General features: G+C 45.0%; 14 protein-coding genes and 4 tRNA genes. All 18 read right to left on the reverse strand.

Translation table 11 applies throughout. The annotated features are described in order from the left end of the window. Nucleotides 1–2: 2 nt before the first annotated feature. Nucleotides 3–380 carry a 30S ribosomal protein S12 gene (locus tag HRU80_13960; protein QOJ29915.1) on the reverse strand — a complete coding sequence of 126 codons (378 nt, stop codon included), beginning with the start codon at nucleotides 378–380 and terminating at the stop codon, nucleotides 3–5. Between the two features lie 114 nt (nucleotides 381–494). Then, the gene (rpoC, locus tag HRU80_13965) at nucleotides 495–4,724 is read right to left on the reverse strand and encodes a DNA-directed RNA polymerase subunit beta' (protein QOJ29916.1); all 4,230 of its coding nucleotides are present in this window, start codon (nucleotides 4,722–4,724) and stop codon (nucleotides 495–497) included. 39 nt (nucleotides 4,725–4,763) lie between these two features. Continuing rightward, on the reverse strand, nucleotides 4,764–8,525 hold the full coding sequence (gene rpoB / locus HRU80_13970; GenBank protein ID QOJ29917.1) for a DNA-directed RNA polymerase subunit beta: 3,762 nt from the start codon (nucleotides 8,523–8,525) through the stop codon (nucleotides 4,764–4,766). Nucleotides 8,526–8,658: 133 nt separating this feature from the next. Further along, a complete protein-coding gene (rplL, locus tag HRU80_13975; protein ID QOJ29918.1) occupies nucleotides 8,659–9,042 on the reverse strand; it encodes a 50S ribosomal protein L7/L12 in 384 nt (127 codons plus the stop codon). A 33-nt stretch (nucleotides 9,043–9,075) separates the two neighbouring features. After that, nucleotides 9,076–9,597, reverse strand: coding sequence for a 50S ribosomal protein L10 (locus HRU80_13980; GenBank protein ID QOJ29919.1), 522 nt, complete (start codon nucleotides 9,595–9,597; stop codon nucleotides 9,076–9,078). A 70-nt stretch (nucleotides 9,598–9,667) separates the two neighbouring features. Next, entirely contained in the window at nucleotides 9,668–10,363 is a 696-nt protein-coding gene (locus tag HRU80_13985) for a 50S ribosomal protein L1 (protein ID QOJ29920.1), read from the reverse strand. A 21-nt stretch (nucleotides 10,364–10,384) separates the two neighbouring features. Next, nucleotides 10,385–10,810 (reverse strand): 50S ribosomal protein L11, encoded by a 426-nt coding sequence (rplK, locus tag HRU80_13990; protein ID QOJ29921.1) that lies wholly within the window; start codon nucleotides 10,808–10,810, stop codon nucleotides 10,385–10,387. Nucleotides 10,811–10,837: 27 nt separating this feature from the next. Continuing rightward, nucleotides 10,838–11,377 carry a transcription termination/antitermination factor NusG gene (gene nusG, locus HRU80_13995; protein ID QOJ29922.1) on the reverse strand — a complete coding sequence of 180 codons (540 nt, stop codon included), beginning with the start codon at nucleotides 11,375–11,377 and terminating at the stop codon, nucleotides 10,838–10,840. 9 nt (nucleotides 11,378–11,386) lie between these two features. Then, nucleotides 11,387–11,569, reverse strand: coding sequence for a preprotein translocase subunit SecE (gene secE / locus HRU80_14000; protein QOJ29923.1), 183 nt, complete (start codon nucleotides 11,567–11,569; stop codon nucleotides 11,387–11,389). A gap of 18 nt (nucleotides 11,570–11,587) precedes the next feature. Next, nucleotides 11,588–11,660 (reverse strand) — tRNA-Trp (locus HRU80_14005). A gap of 11 nt (nucleotides 11,661–11,671) precedes the next feature. Beyond that, nucleotides 11,672–11,821 (reverse strand): 50S ribosomal protein L33, encoded by a 150-nt coding sequence (gene rpmG, locus HRU80_14010; protein QOJ29924.1) that lies wholly within the window; start codon nucleotides 11,819–11,821, stop codon nucleotides 11,672–11,674. A gap of 35 nt (nucleotides 11,822–11,856) precedes the next feature. Then, nucleotides 11,857–11,929, reverse strand: a tRNA-Thr gene (locus tag HRU80_14015). A 16-nt stretch (nucleotides 11,930–11,945) separates the two neighbouring features. After that, nucleotides 11,946–12,018 (reverse strand) — tRNA-Gly (locus HRU80_14020). Nucleotides 12,019–12,089: 71 nt separating this feature from the next. After that, a tRNA-Tyr gene (locus HRU80_14025) sits at nucleotides 12,090–12,173 on the reverse strand. Between the two features lie 145 nt (nucleotides 12,174–12,318). Beyond that, complete coding sequence (locus HRU80_14030; protein QOJ29925.1) at nucleotides 12,319–13,092, reverse strand: AMP nucleosidase; 774 nt, start codon at nucleotides 13,090–13,092, stop codon at nucleotides 12,319–12,321. Between the two features lie 311 nt (nucleotides 13,093–13,403). After that, nucleotides 13,404–15,914: a T9SS type A sorting domain-containing protein gene (locus HRU80_14035; GenBank protein QOJ29926.1), complete on the reverse strand. Its 2,511-nt coding sequence runs from the start codon at nucleotides 15,912–15,914 to the stop codon at nucleotides 13,404–13,406. 850 nt (nucleotides 15,915–16,764) lie between these two features. Next, nucleotides 16,765–18,303 carry a YifB family Mg chelatase-like AAA ATPase gene (locus HRU80_14040; protein QOJ29927.1) on the reverse strand — a complete coding sequence of 513 codons (1,539 nt, stop codon included), beginning with the start codon at nucleotides 18,301–18,303 and terminating at the stop codon, nucleotides 16,765–16,767. Nucleotides 18,304–18,394: 91 nt separating this feature from the next. Then, nucleotides 18,395–18,889, reverse strand: coding sequence for an NADH-quinone oxidoreductase subunit NuoI (gene nuoI, locus HRU80_14045; protein QOJ29928.1), 495 nt, complete (start codon nucleotides 18,887–18,889; stop codon nucleotides 18,395–18,397). Nucleotides 18,890–18,899: the final 10 nt, after the last annotated feature.

Raw genomic sequence — 18,899 nt, forward strand, 5'->3', positions numbered from 1 at the left:
ACTTATTTAGCTTTTGGTTTCTTAGCACCGTATTTGGAGCGGGCCTGTTTTCTGTCCTGCACACCGCTGGTATCTAACGTACCGCGAATGATGTGATAACGAACGCCAGGGAGATCTTTCACTCTTCCGCCTCTGATGAGAACGATAGAGTGCTCCTGAAGGTTGTGTCCTTCACCCGGTATGTAGGCCGTTACCTCTATGTGATTTGTTAATCGTACTCTGGCAACCTTACGAAGAGCTGAATTTGGCTTCTTCGGGGTAGTTGTGTAAACTCTCGTACAGACACCTCTGCGCTGAGGGCAGGCATCCAAAGCCGGAGCTTTGTTCTTGCTCTTTACAACAACTCTGCCTTTTCTGACTAGCTGATTAATCGTAGGCACAAATATCCTCGTTTTGTCAATGTCAAAAAAAATTCAGACTTTAAATATACTCACTTCCTGACAATTAGTCAAGAAGTGAGCAAATGTTTTATGTTCTTTGGAGAGAAGCCGAAATTATTCGGCTACTTCTTCTTCAGCCTGGGGGGCTGGTACCTCTTCTACTTTTATCAAGAGGTTCTTATATTTCTTAAGGCCAGTTCCTGCGGGAATAAGTCTTCCCATCACAACGTTTTCCTTCAGTCCGCGTAAGGTATCTACCTTAGCTGCAACTGCGGCATTTGTGAGAACTTTAGTGGTCTCCTGGAAAGATGCGGCTGAGATAAAACTTTCAGTGTTCAGAGCAGCCGATGTGATACCGAGTAATTGGTGCGTAAAGCTTGCACTCACGCATTCTCTTGCCTCGATAATTTTTTTTCCTTTTCTTTTCAGATCCGCGTTAAGCTCTTTAAACTTAGTGCGGCTGATAATCGTTCCTTCTTTCAGTTTACTGTCACCCTTGTCTGTAACAGCTACGGAGTTCCTGATTCTTTCGTTTTCTTCGTTCAGTTCAACTTTGTCAACCTGATCGTCTTCGAGGAATCTGGTATCACCCGGATCGCTGATTCTGACTTTCTGGAGCATCTGACGAACGATAACTTCAATATGCTTATCGTTTATCTTTACGCCCTGGAGACGGTAAACGTCCTGGATTTCATTTACGAGGTATTCCTGTACCGCCGTTGGTCCGTTAATCCGCAGAATATCATGCGGATTGATATGGTTTTCAGTAATTTTCTCGCCATTCAATATCTGCTCACCGTCGAGTACTACAATATTATGGCTGAGCGGCACGTTATACTTCTTTTCAGTAGAGCCGTCGAGCGAGGTTACAATGATTTCCCTGTAACCTTTTTTCTTAGCTCCAAATTTAACAATTCCTACGATATCAGACAAGATCGCAGATTCCTGCGGAGTCCTTGCTTCGAATAATTCTGTTACTCTTGGCAGACCCGCGGTAATATCTTTCGATTTTGAGGCCTGTTTTGAGATTTTAGCCAGTACGGTACCAGCTGAAACCTGCTCGTCCTCATCAACTGCCAGATAGGCTTTTGAAGGAATGCTGAAGGTTTTGGAGGTTCCGTCCGGCGCCTCAACAATAACGCTTGGTGACATATTCTTGTCTTTGGACTCAATAATCACCTTTTGCACGTAACCGGTCTGATCGTCAGTAATCTGCTGGAAGGTTATATTTTCCTTCATATCACTGAACTTGATTTTACCGGCGATATCGGTAAGAATCAGTGAGTTATACGGATCGTGCTTGAAAAGAATGGTCTTCTTATCAACTTTGCTTCCGTCCTCAATCCTGAGTTCAGCACCGTTGGGCACCTGATGCTTTTTGGAAAGAACATTATTTTCATTGTACACTTCAATAACGCCTCTTCTTCCGAGCACAACTTTTACCTTGGAACCGTCGAACGAATCCTTCAGGACAAAGTTGATATTCTGGAAGCGCACGGTACCAACAGCATCTGCTTCAAGCAATGACTGGCTTGCTTCCTTAGAAGCAACACCGCCTGTGTGGAAGGTTCTGAGCGTAAGCTGAGTACCCGGCTCACCGATTGACTGTGCAGCAATAACACCGACCGCTTCTCCTACCTCAACTAATTTTGCATTGGTCAGGTTTCTGCCGTAGCATTTTGCGCATACTCCCTGCTTTGATTCGCAGGTAAGTACTGAACGGATTTTAACTGATTCGAATCCGGTTGATTCAATTTTCTTCGCGATGTCTTCAGTAACCATCTCCCCTGCTTCAATCATCAGATCGCCGGTAACAGGATCATATACTGAATCTGATACCACACGTCCGGTGATTCTTTCAGAGAGTGATTCTCTTTCTTCATTTGCGTCTTTAAGCGCGCTTACGTTAATACCAAGGAAGGTACCGCAGTCGACTTCGCTGATAATTACATCCTGAGCAACGTCCACAAGTCTTCTGGTCAGATAACCTGCATCCGCGGTTTTAAGAGCTGTATCAGCAAGACCTTTTCTCGCACCGTGTGTGGAGATAAAGTACTCAAGTACTGAAAGGCCTTCTTTGAAGTTAGCGATAATCGGGTTTTCGATGATTTCACCCGCCTGACCGGACATGGATTTCTGCGGTTTCATCATAAGACCGCGCATACCGGCAAGCTGTTTAATCTGTTCCTGAGAACCTCTAGCGCCTGAGTCAGCCATCATGTGAACGGAGTTGAAGCCGCCGCTTACGGTAGAAAGTGTTTCCATAACCACCTTCGCAACGTCATTCGATGTATGGTTCCATATATCAATGAGACGGTTATATCTTTCATTCTCAGTGATAATACCCATATCGTAGTTGCTTTCAACTACTTCAACTTCTTTATTGGCCGCATCAACAAGCTGCTGTTTTCTTTCAGGGATAACCAGATCGCTGAAGCTGATAGAGATACCGCCTGCGGTTGCATAACGGAATCCGAGATCTTTCAGATCATCAAGGAACTTTGAGGTAACTTTGTTGCCCATCTTAACGAACATCGCGCCGATGAACTTACCAAAGTTTTTCTTTATAAGTACCTGATTATAGTAACCCATTTCTTTGGGTACAATTTTATTGAAGATTACTCTTCCAACCGTGGTTTCAATTAACTGACCATCAATACGGACTTTAATTGCAGCATGAAGAGCTACTACTCTGTTATCATATGCAACGGTTACTTCTTCAGAACTTGAGAATACCATGCCTTCGCCGAGAGCATTATCAAGCTTCTTGGTAAGATAGTAACAGCCAAGTACGATATCCTGCGTAGGCACAACAATCGGACTTCCGTTTTGCGGAGAGAGAATGTTGTGTGAACTGAGCATAAGGAGCTGTGCTTCAAGCTGTGCTTCATGTGAAAGCGGAACGTGAACCGCCATCTGGTCACCGTCGAAATCCGCGTTAAACGCGGTACATACCATCGGGTGAAGTCTGATTGCTTTTTCGTCAATCAGCACCGGCTGGAATGCCTGGATACCAAGTCTGTGCAGAGTCGGAGCTCTGTTCAGCAGAACCGGGTGTCCGTCAATAATTTTTTCAAGAATTTCCCAGATAACCGGGTCTTTTCTTTCAACAATTTTCTTCGCGCTCTTTACGGTCTTGCTGTTTCCTCTTTCAATAAGTTTGCGGATTACAAACGGCTTAAAGAGTTCAACGGCCATATCTTTAGGAAGACCGCACTGAAACAGTTTCAGTTCAGGACCAACTACAATTACTGAACGGCCTGAGTAGTCAACGCGCTTTCCAAGAAGATTCTGACGGAATCTTCCCTGCTTTCCCTTGAGCATATCGCTGAGGGATTTCAGTGGCCTGTTGTTGTCCGAACGAACAGCGCTGCCTCTTCTTGAGTTATCAAAAAGTGCATCAACTGACTCCTGAAGCATTCTCTTTTCATTACGAAGAATTACTTCCGGAGCTTTAATATCAATCATCCTCTTTAGACGGTTATTGCGGATGATAACTCTGCGGTAAAGATCGTTCAGATCACTGGAAGCAAATCTTCCGCCTTCAAGGGGCACAAGCGGTCTGAGTTCCGGCGGAATGATTGGTATATAACTGAGTACCATCCATTCAGGTCTGTTATCCACGCCTTCTTTGGGGCGGAATGCTTCAAGAACCTTTAACCTCTTGAGCAGATCTTCACGCTTCTGCATACTGGTCTCACCGCGAAGCTGATCGCGCAGTTCGTGGAAGAGGTTTTCTATTTCGGTATTCTTGAGAAGTTCTTTTATAGCTTCGCCGCCGATTTTAGCATAGAACTTATTCGGGTCTTTATCATCGAGCTTATCATTTCCCGGAGGAAGTGACTGAAGAATTTCAAAATACTGTTCTTCAGTGATAAGGTCCTTACGACTCAGACCGGTTGGTCCGGGATTAAGCACCACGTATGATTCGTAGTATATAATCCTCTCCAGTTCCTTTGAACTGAAGCCGAGGATGTTGCCGATTTTTGACGGAAGTGACTTAAAGAACCAGATATGAACTACGGGTACTGCAAGCGCAATGTGACCCATTCTTTCTCTTCTGACGTTCTTTTGTGTTACTTCAACACCGCATCGGTCGCAGATAATACCTTTATAGCGTATTCTCTTATACTTTCCGCAGTAACATTCCCAGTCACGTGTAGGACCGAAAATCTTTTCGCAGAACAGACCATCTTTTTCAGGACGGTAAGAGCGGTAATTAATGGTTTCCGGCTTGGTTACTTCACCATGAGACCGGTTTAGAATATCATCGGGGCTCGCGAGCGTTATACGGATGCTCTCGATATCCCTGCTGGTTGTTTCCTGTGTTCTGTTAATGGACATACAATCTCCTGTTAATAGTTATATATACCCGGTACCGGATTAATTAATTTTAATATCAAGACCAAGGCCTTGAAGTTCTTTAATTAATACGTTAAAGGATTCGGGTATATTCGGGTCCTGAATATTCTGTCCTTTTACTATTGCATCATATACTTTGGTTCTTCCGGCAACGTCATCACTCTTAACCGTGAGAATTTCCTGAAGGATATGCGATGCTCCGTAGGCCTCAAGCGCCCAGACTTCCATTTCTCCGAATCTCTGGCCGCCGAACTGGGCTTTACCGCCGAGAGGCTGCTGAGTAATGAGAGAGTAGGGTCCGATGCTCCTTGCGTGGATTTTATCGTCCACAAGGTGGCCCAGTTTAAGCATGTATATATATCCGCAGGTTACCGGCGAATGGAATTTCTCGCCTGAGCGTCCGTCAGTAAGTTCAGCTTTCACGCCGTTTGGCAGACCGGCTTTGCTCACCCATTCGTTCACATCTTCCGGAGAAGCACCGTCAAATACCGGTGTAGCGAACTTAACTCCAAGCTTTTTGCCAACCCAGCCGAGCGCTGTTTCATACAACTGGCCAAGGTTCATACGTGAAGGCACGCCGAGAGGGTTAAGAATGATATCAACAGGTGTACCGTCTTCAAGGAATGGCATATCTTCGACCGGAACGATCTTGGATACCACACCCTTGTTGCCGTGTCTTCCTGCCATTTTGTCACCAACGGAGATTTTTCTCTTTTTGGCAACATACACTTTAGCAAGCTGAAGAATTCCCGGAGGAAGCTCATCACCAAGCTGCAGTTTCATCTTCTCTCTCTTATACTCTTCTTCAAGAACGTTCAGATACTGGAAGTAGCTCTTATACAGCTTTTTTACCAGTTCGCTGAGCGCGCTGTCATCAAACCATGCTTCTGCAGGTTCATAATTCTTAACCAGGGTAACATCTTCAAAGTGGCTGTCTGAAAGTTTTGTGTTTGCTTTAATAACCACTTTACCTTCAAGATCTCTGATGCCCTTGGTAGTATTGCCTGAGCAGATTGATTTCAGCTTAGCAAGAAGTTTCTGATCATGTGAATAGAAGCGGTTCTTGAAGTCATTTTCGAAATTATCAAGAATTCTCTTTTCGTTCTTCTTGGTATCAGCTTCTTTTTTCTTCTTGCTGAAAAGACGGGTTTTAATAACCGTGCCGCGGAGACCCGGTGTTGCTTTCAGCGATGCATCTTTTACATCGCCGGCCTTATCACCAAAGATCGCACGGAGCAGTTTTTCTTCAGGAGTAGGATCGGTTTCACCTTTAGGAGTGATTTTACCGATAAGAATATCTCCTTCTTTTACTTCTGCACCGACGCGGATGATTCCGTTTTCATCAAGATTGCGGAGTGTTTCATCATTCACGTTCGGAATTTCACGGGTCAGTTCTTCTTCACCGCGCTTTGTCTCACGTACCTGGGTTTCGAACTCTTCAATGTGGATAGATGTATATATATCTTCAGCAACGAGGCGCTCGCTGAGGATGATAGCATCTTCAAAGTTGTAACCTCTCCATGGCATGAACGCGACAAGCACGTTTCTTCCAAGCGCAAGTTCGCCGCCCTGTGTGGCAAAACCGTCAGCAAGAACATCGCCTTTTTTAATCCGCTGTCCTTGTTTAACGATCGGCTTCTGGCTGATGGAAGTTTCCTGGTTGGTACCGGAGAACTTAATCAGTTTGAAGGTTTTAAGATGGCTGTCTTCAAATCTGAGCAGTGTTTCTTCTGAATTAGGATCAAAGTCATACTTAACCATGATCTTATCAGAATCTACATATTCAACCACGCCGTTGTCTTCAGCAACAATAACTGCACGGGAGTCTCTTGCTGCTTTGCCTTCGAGACCGGTACCTACGACCGGAGCTTCCGGACGGAGGAGCGGCACAGCCTGGCGCTGCATGTTTGATCCCATGAGCGCGCGGTTAGCATCATCATGTTCAAGAAATGGTATCAGGGCTGCTGCTGCAGATACAATCTGAGCAGGAGCAACGTCCATATAGTCAATCTTATCCGGAGTTACTATCGGGAATTCACCGTGATTTCTGGACTTAACTCTTTCATCAACGAATGAGCCATCCTTATTCAGCATCGCATTTGCCTGAGCAATTGTCTTCTGATCTTCCATCTCAGCGGTGAGATATATCAGTTCATTGGTGACTTTACCATTTTTCACAACACGGTACGGAGTTTCAAGGAAACCGTAACGGTTTACACGGGCATATATCGTCAGTGATGAGATAAGACCGATGTTCGGACCTTCAGGTGTTTCAATCGGGCAGAGGCGGCCGTAGTGTGTGTAGTGTACGTCACGGACTTCGAAGCCGGCTCTTTCTCTGGTAAGACCGCCTGGTCCGAGTGCAGACATTCTTCTCTTGTGAGTAAGCTCTGCAAGCGGATTGGTCTGATCCATGAACTGTGAAAGCTGGTTTGTACCGAAGAATCCGTTGATAACGCTGCTGATGGTACGCGCGTTTACCAGTTCGGAAGGAGTGAAATTCTCCGAATCACGGATATTCATTCTTTCTTTAATGGTACGGGCCATTCTGGCTATACCAACGTTAAACTGTGAACCGAGCTGCTCGCCCACTGTTTTTACTCTTCTGTTGCCCAGATGATCTATATCATCTGATTCTTCAAGACCATCTTTCATGCGAAGTATATACTTCATGATTTCGATGATATCTTCAGGAGTAAGAACCGTAGTGGTTTCAGGAATTTCAAGTTTCAGCTTGTCATTCATGCGGTGACGGCCTACATCACCAAGATCATATCTCTTATCGTTAAAGAAGAGTTTTTCAATAAGTGCCTGAGCTGCTTCAAGATCAGGCGGTTCACCGGTTCTTAACTGCCGGTAAATTGCAAAAAGTGCTTCTTCACGGGAGTGAGAAGTATCTTTCTTAAGCGTATTCATAATAAGGTTCTGCTCAACCTTAGTATCGGTTTTGATGACCTTTATTATTTCAACTTCTGCTTCATGAATTCTTTCGAGATGATCTTCAGAAATCACATCTTCGCGGGTAAGGAAAATTTCACCGGTATTCATGTCAACCACGTCGCTCGCGATAGTGCGGCCGATGTAGTCAGCGATATTTACTTCACTTACCTTAATTTCTTCAACTAAGTTAAAGAGTTCAAGAATCTGCTCATCGGTAACAAAGCCAAGCGCACGCAGCAGCATGGTTGAAGGGAATTTTTTTCTGCGGTCAATGTAGCAGTAAAGAATGTAATTAATATCTGTCGCGAACTCAACCCATGAGCCCTTCAGAGGAATAATTCTCGCTGAATAAAGCGGGGTATTGTTCGGATGGAATGCTTTGGAGAAAGCCACACCCGGTGAGCGGTGAAGCTGTGTTACCACAACACGCTCAGCACCGTTAATTATAAAGGTTGCTTTATCAGTCATGAACGGAAGATTGCCGAGATAGACAACTTCTTCAACTGCATCAACCCATTCCTGTGTTTCCTGATCTTTGGCTGAAAGGCGGAGTTTTGCCTTTAGCGGAGCAGAGAAGGTAAGACCTTTCTCAGTGCACTCAGCCATGGAGTAACGCGGCTTTTCAATGTAGTATTCTACAAAATCGAGCCGGAAATTTTCTTTATTATCAAAAATCGGAAAGTTAGATGTAAATACCTGCTGAAGGCCGAAATTATCCCTTTCTGCCGGGGCAGTGTGAAGCTGTAAAAAGCCTTCAAAGGATTCTTTCTGAATAGCTAATAGATCGGGTACATTAAGAATTGGCTCAATCTGTCCGAAGGAAATTCTATTGTTATTTTCCAAGGTTTGTTTCTCCGATAGTTCTTTTCATACGATGTCGTATCAAATAAAAAAACGATAAGACGGATTACTCCGTCTTATCGGCAACGTAACTATTGCAATAATGTAGGGACGAAAAAATAAAGTAATAAAAGAATTACTTTACCTGAACAGTAGCGCCTGCTTCTTCGAGCTCTTTTTTGATCTTTTCAGCTTCGTCTTTGGATACAGCTTCTTTAACGGTCTTTGGTGCACCGTCAACCAGATCCTTAGCTTCTTTCAGACCGAGACCGGTATGAGCGCGGACAACTTTAATAACGTTAATTTTGTTTGCGCCAGCAGCTGAAAGAACAACATCAAACTCAGTCTTCTCTTCAACCGGAGCGGCAGCAGCAGCGCCTGCAGCAGGCATTGCGCCCATCATCATCGGTGCAGCAGCGCTAACGCCGAATTCTTCTTCGAGTGCTTTCTTTAATTCTGAAGCTTCAACTAAGGTTAACGCTTTGATTTTTTCTACTAATTCTGATACTTTTTCAGACATTATATATCTCCTGATCTATATTATATTAAAAATTTATGCAGCTTTTTTCTTTTCGATCTCGTCAATAACACTGACAAGTTCTCTGATAACTGCGTGAATTGAACCGACGATTCCGGATGCCGGTGCGTTGATGCTGCTGAGAATTGCTGCAATTACTTCCGGCTTGCTCGGCAGGGAAGCCAGCTCGTTTAAGCTGCTGCCGGGGAAATACTGTGCATCTATGCAGGCACCTTTTAAGGCGAATTTTTTCTTATCATCAAAATACTTTTTAATCACTTTTGCAGGTGCACCCGGATTATCGAATGCGAATGCAAATCCTGACATGCCTGGCAGTGAACCTTTCAGTTCAGTATATTTACCGGCCTGGTCAACGGCACGTGAGAAAAAAGTGTTCTTAACGACTTTGTAAACAATTCCCTCTTTCCGGAACTCAGCGCGAAGCTTGCTTATATCAGCAACATCCACACCGGCATAGTCCACACAGTAGACAGCCATGCTTTTGTTGATGAGCTCAGCAACCTCGTCAATGACTTGTTGTTTTTCGTTTCTATCCATTGTACTCCCGGATAATAAGGTTGTTAATCATTACGAACGAGAACTTAGAAGCGATTTAGTGCGTAATCTCTTAATGAGCGCCTATTTCATCTTTAAGGATCTTAAGACCAGGACCCATGGTGCTGGTGAGCGTTAAGCTCTTTATATAATTTCCTTTTGAGGATGAGGGCTTTAACTTAACCACGGTGTTCAGGAATGCCTGAACGTTTTCTACCAGCTGGTCAGTTTCAAAACTCAATTTGCCTAATGAGGTGTGGATGATACCGGCTTTTTCAACGCGGAAATCGATTTTTCCGGCTTTAACTTCTTTTACGGCTTTAGCAACATCCATGGTAACCGTTCCGCTCTTCGGATTCGGCATAAGGCCTTTAGGACCAAGCATCTTTCCGAGCTTTCCTAATTCAGCCATTACATCAGGGGTTGCTATAATGACATCAACATCTGCCCAGCCGCCTTTAATTTTTTCGAGGTATTCTTCAAAACCAGCAAAATCTGCACCGGCTGAAAGAGCATCCTGCGCCTTGGGGCCTTTGGCTATGACGAGTACTTTGACACTCTTTCCGGTTCCGTGTGGCAGTGATACTGTTCCTCTTACGTTCTGATCTGCGTGACGCGGATCAACGCCAAGACGAATAGCAACATCAAGCGACTCCGTGAACTTTACGTTCGAGTGTTTCTTCAGTTCTGCGACAGCTTCTTTCAGAGTGTACTCTTTCTGAGTATTTACTGTCTCCTGAATTTTTGTATATCTTTTTGATGCTTTCATTGGTATTCTGTTTAGGTGAAATTATCCTTCTACGGTAATACCCATTGAACGGGCGGTACCGGCAACCATGCTCTTGGCTGCTTCAATATCATTTGCGTTAAGATCAGGCATTTTCAGCTTTGCGATTTCCTCTACCTGTGCCATGCTTACTTTGCCGACTTTGTTTCTGTTCGGGATGGCTGATCCTTTGTCCAGTTTAGCTGCCTTTAAGAGGAGCACCGGAGCAGGAGGGGTTTTGGTAATAAAGGTGAATGACTTATCTGAGAATACGGTAATAACAACCGGGATGATCAGCCCGTCCTGTGAAGCAGTTCTTGCGTTGAACTGTTTACAGAACTCCATAATATTCACACCCTTCTGACCGAGTGCCGGACCTACCGGAGGTGACGGATTTGCTTTGCCTGCCGGAATCTGAAGCTTAATGTAACCTGTTATTTTCTTAGCCATAGTTAAACCTGATTATCTCTTATAATTCTACTTTTCTAATTCTGCCTGATCAAAGTCAATTTCCACAGGTGTTTTTCTTCCAAGAATCGGCACCATAACCTTGATCTTCATTTTTTCTTCGTTTACTTCTTCAACCTGACCGCTGAAAGACTTAAACGGTCCGTTTACTATTTTCACGGTATCACCGTGTCTGAAAAGTGTTTCCATTCTTTCATCAACTGCATCGGGATTAACGCGGTTGAGAAGGGACTTAACTTCATGAGCCGGAAGCGCTGTGGGGTGCAGACGTCCATTACCTACGAAACCGAGTACAGATGTGGTGCCAAGGATAAACTCCTTTACGGCAGCATCCATATCGCAGTTAATGAGCATATGGCCGGGGAGAAGATTTTTTGTTTTGCTCTTCTTTTTACCGTCCTTAACCTCAAAAACTTTTTCCATGGGAATGACGATTTCCGTTACTTTTGCACGGAGCTTTTCATTGTCCTTAAGCTCATGCTCAAGGATGGTTTTCACCTTGTTCTCGTGACCGGTAACGGTTTTAATCACATACCACTTATGTTCCATGGTTCCTTCTTAGTAGATTGCCTTGAATAATTCGGTAAGACCGATATCCACAGCATACGTGAAGACGGAAATAACGAGACAAACCACGATAACAATCGTGGTTGACTCTTTAAGTTCTTCCTGAGTTGGCCAGGTAACTTTTTTCATTTCCTTAACCACATCATTAACGAAGTTTACAATTTTATCTTTCATAGCGTCTTTCGATACTTGCACGGCAGGAGGGACTCGAACCCCCAACCTGCGGTTTTGGAGACCGCTGCTCTACCAATTGAGCCACTGCCGTATGGGTATAAATTATTTTGTCTCTTTATGAATGACATGCTTCTTGCACCAGCGGCAGTACTTTTTGTGCTCTACGCGCTGGGGATGCGTTCTTTTGTTCTTTGTCGTGGAATAATTCCTTCTTTTGCACTCGGTGCATTCTAAGGTGATTATTTCTCTCATCGGAAGTATCCTGTTGTATAAAAAGTAGTAATGAGAGCTGACGACCGGGATTGAACCGGTGACCTCATCCTTACCAAGGATGTGCTCTACCAACTGAGCTACGTCAGCTTATGGAATAAGGTTGAGCGAGAGACGGGACTCGAACCCGCGACCAACAGCTTGGAAGGCTGTGACTCTACCAACTGAGTTACTCTCGCGTCTCTGAAAAAGCTATCTCCACAAGAAAATAAAAGGTTAATCTGAGAATCAAATTAACCTTTTCTCTAAGTGGGCGGCGAGGGATTCGAACCCCCAAAGGCGTCAGCCAACGGATTTACAGTCCGCCCCGGCTCTCCAACTCCGGCGTCCGCCCAGATTTTTTCAGAACAACAAAATTAGGGGAAAAATTTTTAAAATGCAACCTTTCTGCAAAAATAAAATTCCCTTTTCTGAATTTTCCCCCGTTTTTTTTAATCTATCTGTGAAGATACGTGGAATTTGTGGCTCCATCTCCCCATTTAGTAACGGAAATGCTTAATTGACTCTCCCCTCCCCACAATATCCGTCATCGCATCAATCCCCAGACTCAGATGCACATCAGCCCACTCCTGTGTGACTTTGTTGTCTGACTCTTCCGTTTTTACCCCGTCAGGAGTAATCGGCACATCAGAAACCAGCAAAAGAGCACCACGGGCAATGGAATTATAATGCCCGACAATAAAGAGCGTTGCGGTTTCCATATCAATGGCAATGCAAGTGAGCTGCTGCAGCTTCTGACGGAATGCATCATCATGCTCCCACAGACGCCTGTTCGTGGAATAAATTACGCCTGTGCGGTACTCAAAACCCTTCTCAATTATCTTTTCCGAAACGAATTTATGCAGTTTGAACGAAGGCAGAGCGGGAACCTCCGGCGGGAAATAATCCCCGCTGGTCCCTTCACCGCGTATTGCAGCTATCGGAAGTATAAAATGCCCAATTTCACTTGAGCGCTTCAGACCCCCGCATTTACCCAGAAAAAGCACTCCTTTAGGCTGTCGTGCAATTAGAATATCCATAATGGTTGCCGCATTGGCCGAACCGATTCCGAAATTAATGAGCGTGAGACCGGCACTATTGGTCGCGCAGGGCATTGGGCGGCCGATTCCCTGAACATCACATTTAAATTTCTCTGCGAATTTATTAAGATAGTTCTGAAAATTGGTCAGAAGAATATAATCACCAAAGCCGTCAATGGGCATTCCGGTATAGCGCGGCAGCCAGTTTTTAGCTATTTCAAGGCGGTCAATCATGGAAAAATTCTTTGTTATTCAATAAAAACAAATATAGAAAAGAATTATGAAGTTTGAATTATGAAGTATGAATTTATGTGAGATTGATAGAACGGTGCTGCAAATTCTTGATATTTGTCAAAGACAAAAAAATCAGATGCCTTTTCCTGGTCTTTCCTGAATACTCAATAGCAGCAGTCCTTTTTGTCCTTTCTGTCCTCATTGTCCTTAGAAAAAAACCGGTTTAATCAAAACAAAAAAGCCCCGCCTGACTAACTCAGACGGGGCTTTGTATTAAGTAGCTTTAGAAACTGCCGGGGGCAGCCTCAGAATTACTTTATGAACATCATCTTCTTTGTTGAAGTGAACTCACCTGCTTTGATAGTATAGAAATACATACCTGAAGCAAGGTTGCTTGCATCAAAGTTGAGTGAATAGTATCCTGCATCCTGACGTGCATTAACCAGTGTTGCAACTTCGGTACCGGTAATGTCATATATCTTCAGTGATACAACTGCTGCTGCAGGTATTCTGTAAGAAATGGTTGTAGCCGGGTTGAACGGGTTAGGATAGTTCTGATTGAGTGCAAAGGTAATCGGGGTGCCGACTTCTACTTCAACTGTATTGGAATAATCATACGCTCCGTCATAATCAATCTGTTTCAGACGGTATGTATAATTACCATCTTTCAGACCTTTATCAGAGAAGGAATATTCATGAATTCTGGTTGAAGTACCGTTGCCTGAAACATAACCAATCTTTGACCAGCTGCCTGAAGCATCTTTTCTTTCGATTTCGAAGCCGCGGTTATTCAGCTCTGTAACAGTTTTCCATGAGAGATTTACATCATTTCCGGTAACAGTTGCTGAGAAAGCAGCCAGTTCAACAGGAACAATGCTGATGGTGTTTTTCAGAATAGCACCGTTAGTTCCGGCGGTAAAGAGTGCCCAGGTGTTGGTCTGAGTATCAAATGACCAGTGGGAACCATTAAGAGTAGCAGCGGAAGTATTCTTGTTCATCCAGGTAAGTCCGCCGTCAACTGTAATAAAATTCACGCCAGTTCCGCCAAAAAGAGCGAGTGTCTGCGGATTAATCATCTCCATTGAGTTGAATGCATATGATCTGGTTGGAACCGAAATGGTATCCCAGAGGAGACCTCCGTTTGTAGTTTTGTAGAATCTGCCGGACGAACCAACCATATAACCAGTAGAAGTATCAACCATTTTTATATCATAAAGGAATCCGCCATGGCCATCAACAGTTGTCTGCAGAGTCCAGGTCGTACCGCCATTGGTGGTTCTGAGAACTCTTGGCTCCCAGGTAAGTGCATAACCATCAGTTTCGGTGAGCATGTGCCCGCCGTATATCTGAGCGTTTGATCCAGGAGCAATACCGTGATCCTGACCTGACCATGTAGCACCACCATCTGTTGTTTTATAAACATAGGTTGTTGATGTGTTAGGAGTACTAACAAACACCCATCCGGTATTTGCATTCACAAAATCAATTTTTCTGAAGGTAAGACCTGCCGGGAACCCGCCGGTCGTAACAGAATCCCATGAAGCACCGCCGTTTGTGGTTTTGTAAACAGCACTGTTTGTGCCGCTGATAAATCCGGTGTTTGCATCAATCATATCAATTGACCAGAAGGATGCTGTTGATGTGGTTGAGAAAGGAACGATTGACCAGGTGCTGCCGCCGTCGGTTGAACGGGCAATCTGATCAAAAGATGAACCTGCAACGGTAGGTGCACCAACTGCAATCACGGTTCCTGTCGGGCTTGAACTCCAGATGTCATACCATGTGCCCGGCTTGCCAAGGGCAGTATGAGCAACTGGTGTACCGGCAGAACCTAATTTTGACTGAATAAGCCCAAAACTTCCGACAGATACTAATGAATCACCTGTTGGTGAAAAAGCTGTAGCATAATAGGTGCTGGTCCACGGCTGGGTCGGATTCAGAACTGAAATCGCGGTCCACGTGGTGCCATCGTCTGTTGATTTGAAGATATCGAAACTGTTGCCGGTTACAAACCATGCACCATTCACGTAATCAATATCCCATACGGTGGTGCTTGCGGTAATTCCTGTGCTTTTAAGTGTCCAGGTTGCGCCGAGATCGGTCGAAAATCTGACCTGAGGTACCGTTGAAACTGAAGTACCACCCACCATTACATTATTGCCGTTAACAGCAATTTTATAAACAGTGTAAGAAGCACCGGTTCCTACATTCGTCCAGGTTGCACCTGCATCTGTTGATCTTCTTACGTTGCCTGCAGAAGTTGCAAGCATGATAGTATTTCCGTCATCTGAAGCCCATACATCGTTCATGGTAGTGGTAACACCCGTTGGAACGTCCACCCAATTGTTTCCGCCGTCGGTGGTCTTCATAAGAGTGCCGGAACTTCCTGCAACATAACCGGTAGTGGAGGAGGTGAAATGTAGCTGATAAAAGGTCCTGGAGGTAAGTGCCGGGTTTGATGCAACTTCCTGCCAGGTATCGCCGCCGTCGGTGGTCTTAAGAATGCCGCCGGTTGAACCGCAAAGAATGCCGTTCTGCTCATCAAAGAAATGAAAATCAAAGGCATTTGAAGTCTGGCCAGAGGTGGCAAAAGGCCTTCCTGCCTGATGATGGAATGACCAGGTAGCACCGCCATCGGTGGTTTTCATGAAGGTACCTGCTGCACCGAGTGCATACCACTTAGTAGGGCTAAATGCATGAACAGCTCTTAACTGGCTGCCCTGCGGGTTTGGGTGGAGCCATTTCCAGTCGGAACCGGTCTGAGCATTAAGCAGGCCTGTAACAGAAAAGGCAAAGAATAGAACAAGTAAGAAATTTCTCAATGAGAACCTCTCGTTGATTTGTTAATGAATAGACTATAGTAAAGAATGAACTGACAGAACTACACACGTGTAAAGCACGAAAAACCAGAAAAACCCGATTTTCCGCACGGAAGCTAAACAATCTTTGTTTTTTACACAACAGGAAATTTTTAGGGGAATGCTATTTTTGACGGATAAATGCCATTTTTACCCGGTTAGCTGGCAGTTCGGAAATTCACTGCCAATTCCGGATGTGTTTTGGTCCCCTCCCCCAGCCGCTGAGGAGTTTGGATGAATCGCGAAATTTGCGCTGAGATACAACCCTCGTTAACCGGGTAATTGATGCCCCTTTTTTGAGATATTAAAGTTCTTCCCTGAGACAATGCAAAATGCAGGATGGGTTTCCTAGAATCCGCTCAGAAACCGGGGCCTATTGTTTTCCGTAGAGACGATGCAATCGCCACGATAAATTATTATAGACAATATATTACTGCGATTGCGTCGTCTTATTGCGTATCTGTGTTTTTAAACCACCAACTGTTCTACCTGAAACGTTACAAATCCAGAATGGGTTTCCTCGACTCCGCTCGGAAACCGGGGCCTTGGAAATTTTCTTTTGATATGTCGCACGTTCAGGAATTCACCGTTATTTAAACACCCGGTTGGTATTTGGATAAGAGGTCTGCTCGTTCTTGCCTGAGACGACGCAAATGCAGAAGATCTCCATTAGCGAAACACCCGGTTGGCATTTGCATCGTCTCTACGGAGATATATATCCATTGCTTGCATGAAAACCCCTTATGTTATTGCCCCGGATCAATGTTCCATCTGATGGAATTATAAAATTAATTCACAATTCACAATTATAATATCATCGCTTCCACAACTCCCTGTCAAGCGAACGGTACTGGATCGCTTCGCTGATATGCTGTGCCTGAATCTGTTCTGAATCACTCAGGTCGGCTATGGTACGGGCGACTTTAAGAATGCGGTCATAGGCACGGGCGGAAAATCCAAGGCGCGTCATTGCCATCTTGAGCAGTTCATTGCCGGAGCCGTCAAGTTTGCAATAGGTGCGGACCTCCTTGCTTCCCATATCCGCGTTGTTATATATATGGGGCTGATCCTTAAACCGGGCATACTGCCTCATACGGCTTTTTATCACCCGCTTCCGTATATCAGCAGATGGCTCGCCACCGGCCTCTGAAGATAGTTCTTTATACTTAACAGCCGGCACTTCAATATGTATATCAATCCTGTCCAGAAGCGGGCCGGAGATGCGTGACATATATTTCTGAATCTGCGGCGGAATGCAGGTGCAGTCGCGGCCCGGATCGGTGTAAAATCCGCATGGGCACGGGTTCATGGCAGCGGCAAGCATAAAGTTTGCGGGGAACTCCAGGGACATTTTTGATCTGCTCACCGTAACACGCGAATCTTCAAGCGGCTGGCGCATTACCTCAAGAACATTCTTCTTAAACTCCGGCAGCTCATCAAGGAACAGCACACCATGATGCGCATAGGAAACCTCTCCAGGACGAGGAAATGATCCGCCGCCGACTAATGCGGCATCAGAGACCGTATGATGCGGGCTGCGGAAGGGCCGTTCGGTTATAAGCGCCTGATCTGATGGTAGGATTCCCGCAACGGAATGAATCTTGGTTGTTTCCAATGCTTCTTCAAAACTGAGAGGAGGAAGAATGGTCGGGATCCGTTTTGCAAGCATAGTTTTGCCTGAACCGGGAGGGCCGATCATCAGGATGTTATGTCCCCCGGCCGCGGCAACTTCAAGCGCGCGCTTTACATTTTCCTGCCCCTTCACATCGGCAAAGTCAAGATGATAATGATTAACTTTGGAGAATATCTCTTCGCGGGATGTATATACCGGCTCGGCGGTTACTTCATCATTCAGAAAGGCAATCACATCAGCAAGCTGCTGAAAACCGTACACACTGATTCCGTCAACAATGGATGCTTCTTTTACCGAATCAGCCGGGAGTATCAGCCGTTTCATCCCCTGCTTTTTTGCCTCCACGGCTACAGGCAGTGCACCTTTAACCGAGCGGAGTTTGCCATCCAGAGCAAGTTCGCCCAGAAATACAGTATCCTCAAGCATGGCCGGACTGATTTTTTCATTTGCGGCGAGTATTCCGATCGCGATGGGAAGATCAAACGAGCTCCCCTCTTTCTTAATATCTGCCGGTGCAAGATTCACCGTGAATTTGCGCGGGGGAAATTCAAATCCGCTGTTCTTAATGGCGGCTGAAACCCGCTCACGGCTTTCTTTGATAGCATTATCGGGGAGCCCTACAATGAGGAACGAAGGGAGTTTCTGTTCGGCGCTGGTTTCAACTTCTACGATATATGCGTCAATGCCGTAGGTTGCGCTTGAGAGTACTTTGGATAACACTGGGTATATATCCCCTTTCCGGCTTCTTTAAAATAAAAAAGGTGTTTACTTACCTTGAGGAGAAGCAAACACCTGTTTCATTAATTACAGATTATTTATGAGAGCGGAGGAAGTCAATCCTGTCCTGAAGCTGTGCAACGGGAATCAGGAGTTTATCCTTGCCGTAGATTGCGTCTTCACGGTTGTGGAAGACCATTTCATAATCTTTGCTCATTACAATTGCTTCTTCCGGACAGACTTCCTCGCAGAAGCCGCAGAAGATGCAGCGGAGCATATTGATTTCAAACTTTTCAGGATACCGTTCTTTTTCACGGTCCGTTTCACCTGCCTGCACTTCAATTGCAAGCGCGGGACAGACGCGTGAACAGAGTCCGCAAGCCACACAGCGCTCTTCACCGCCTGCTTCCTCTACAAGCACAGGGCGGCCGCGGTACGATGACGGCGGTTCGAATTTCACTTCAGGATACTCCATCGTAAACTTCGGCTTAAACATCGTCTTCAGTGTAAGAGCAAGACCCTTAACAATTTCGGGTATATATGCTTTCTGCCATACGGTCAGGTCTTTTATTCTTTTCTTCTCAGCCATAGTATCTCCG

The sequence above is a fragment of the Ignavibacteriales bacterium genome (assembly GCA_015709675.1).
In the GTDB taxonomy this organism is placed as follows: domain Bacteria; phylum Bacteroidota; class Ignavibacteria; order Ignavibacteriales; family Ignavibacteriaceae; genus H2-BAC3.

Excerpts from the sequence above, each read along its gene's own strand:
- nusG (QOJ29922.1), bottom strand. The coding sequence starts at position 11,377 with ATGGAACATAAGTGGTATGTGATTAAAACCGTTACCGGTCACGAGAAC.
- secE (QOJ29923.1), bottom strand. The coding sequence starts at position 11,569 with ATGAAAGATAAAATTGTAAACTTCGTTAATGATGTGGTTAAGGAAATG.
- HRU80_13980 (QOJ29919.1), bottom strand. The coding sequence starts at position 9,597 with ATGGATAGAAACGAAAAACAACAAGTCATTGACGAGGTTGCTGAGCTC.
- nuoI (QOJ29928.1), bottom strand. The coding sequence starts at position 18,889 with ATGGCTGAGAAGAAAAGAATAAAAGACCTGACCGTATGGCAGAAAGCA.
- HRU80_13985 (QOJ29920.1), bottom strand. The coding sequence starts at position 10,363 with ATGAAAGCATCAAAAAGATATACAAAAATTCAGGAGACAGTAAATACT.
- rpoC (QOJ29916.1), bottom strand. The coding sequence starts at position 4,724 with ATGTCCATTAACAGAACACAGGAAACAACCAGCAGGGATATCGAGAGC.
- HRU80_14030 (QOJ29925.1), bottom strand. The coding sequence starts at position 13,092 with ATGATTGACCGCCTTGAAATAGCTAAAAACTGGCTGCCGCGCTATACC.
- rplL (QOJ29918.1), bottom strand. The coding sequence starts at position 9,042 with ATGTCTGAAAAAGTATCAGAATTAGTAGAAAAAATCAAAGCGTTAACC.
- rpmG (QOJ29924.1), bottom strand. The coding sequence starts at position 11,821 with ATGAGAGAAATAATCACCTTAGAATGCACCGAGTGCAAAAGAAGGAAT.
- rplK (QOJ29921.1), bottom strand. The coding sequence starts at position 10,810 with ATGGCTAAGAAAATAACAGGTTACATTAAGCTTCAGATTCCGGCAGGC.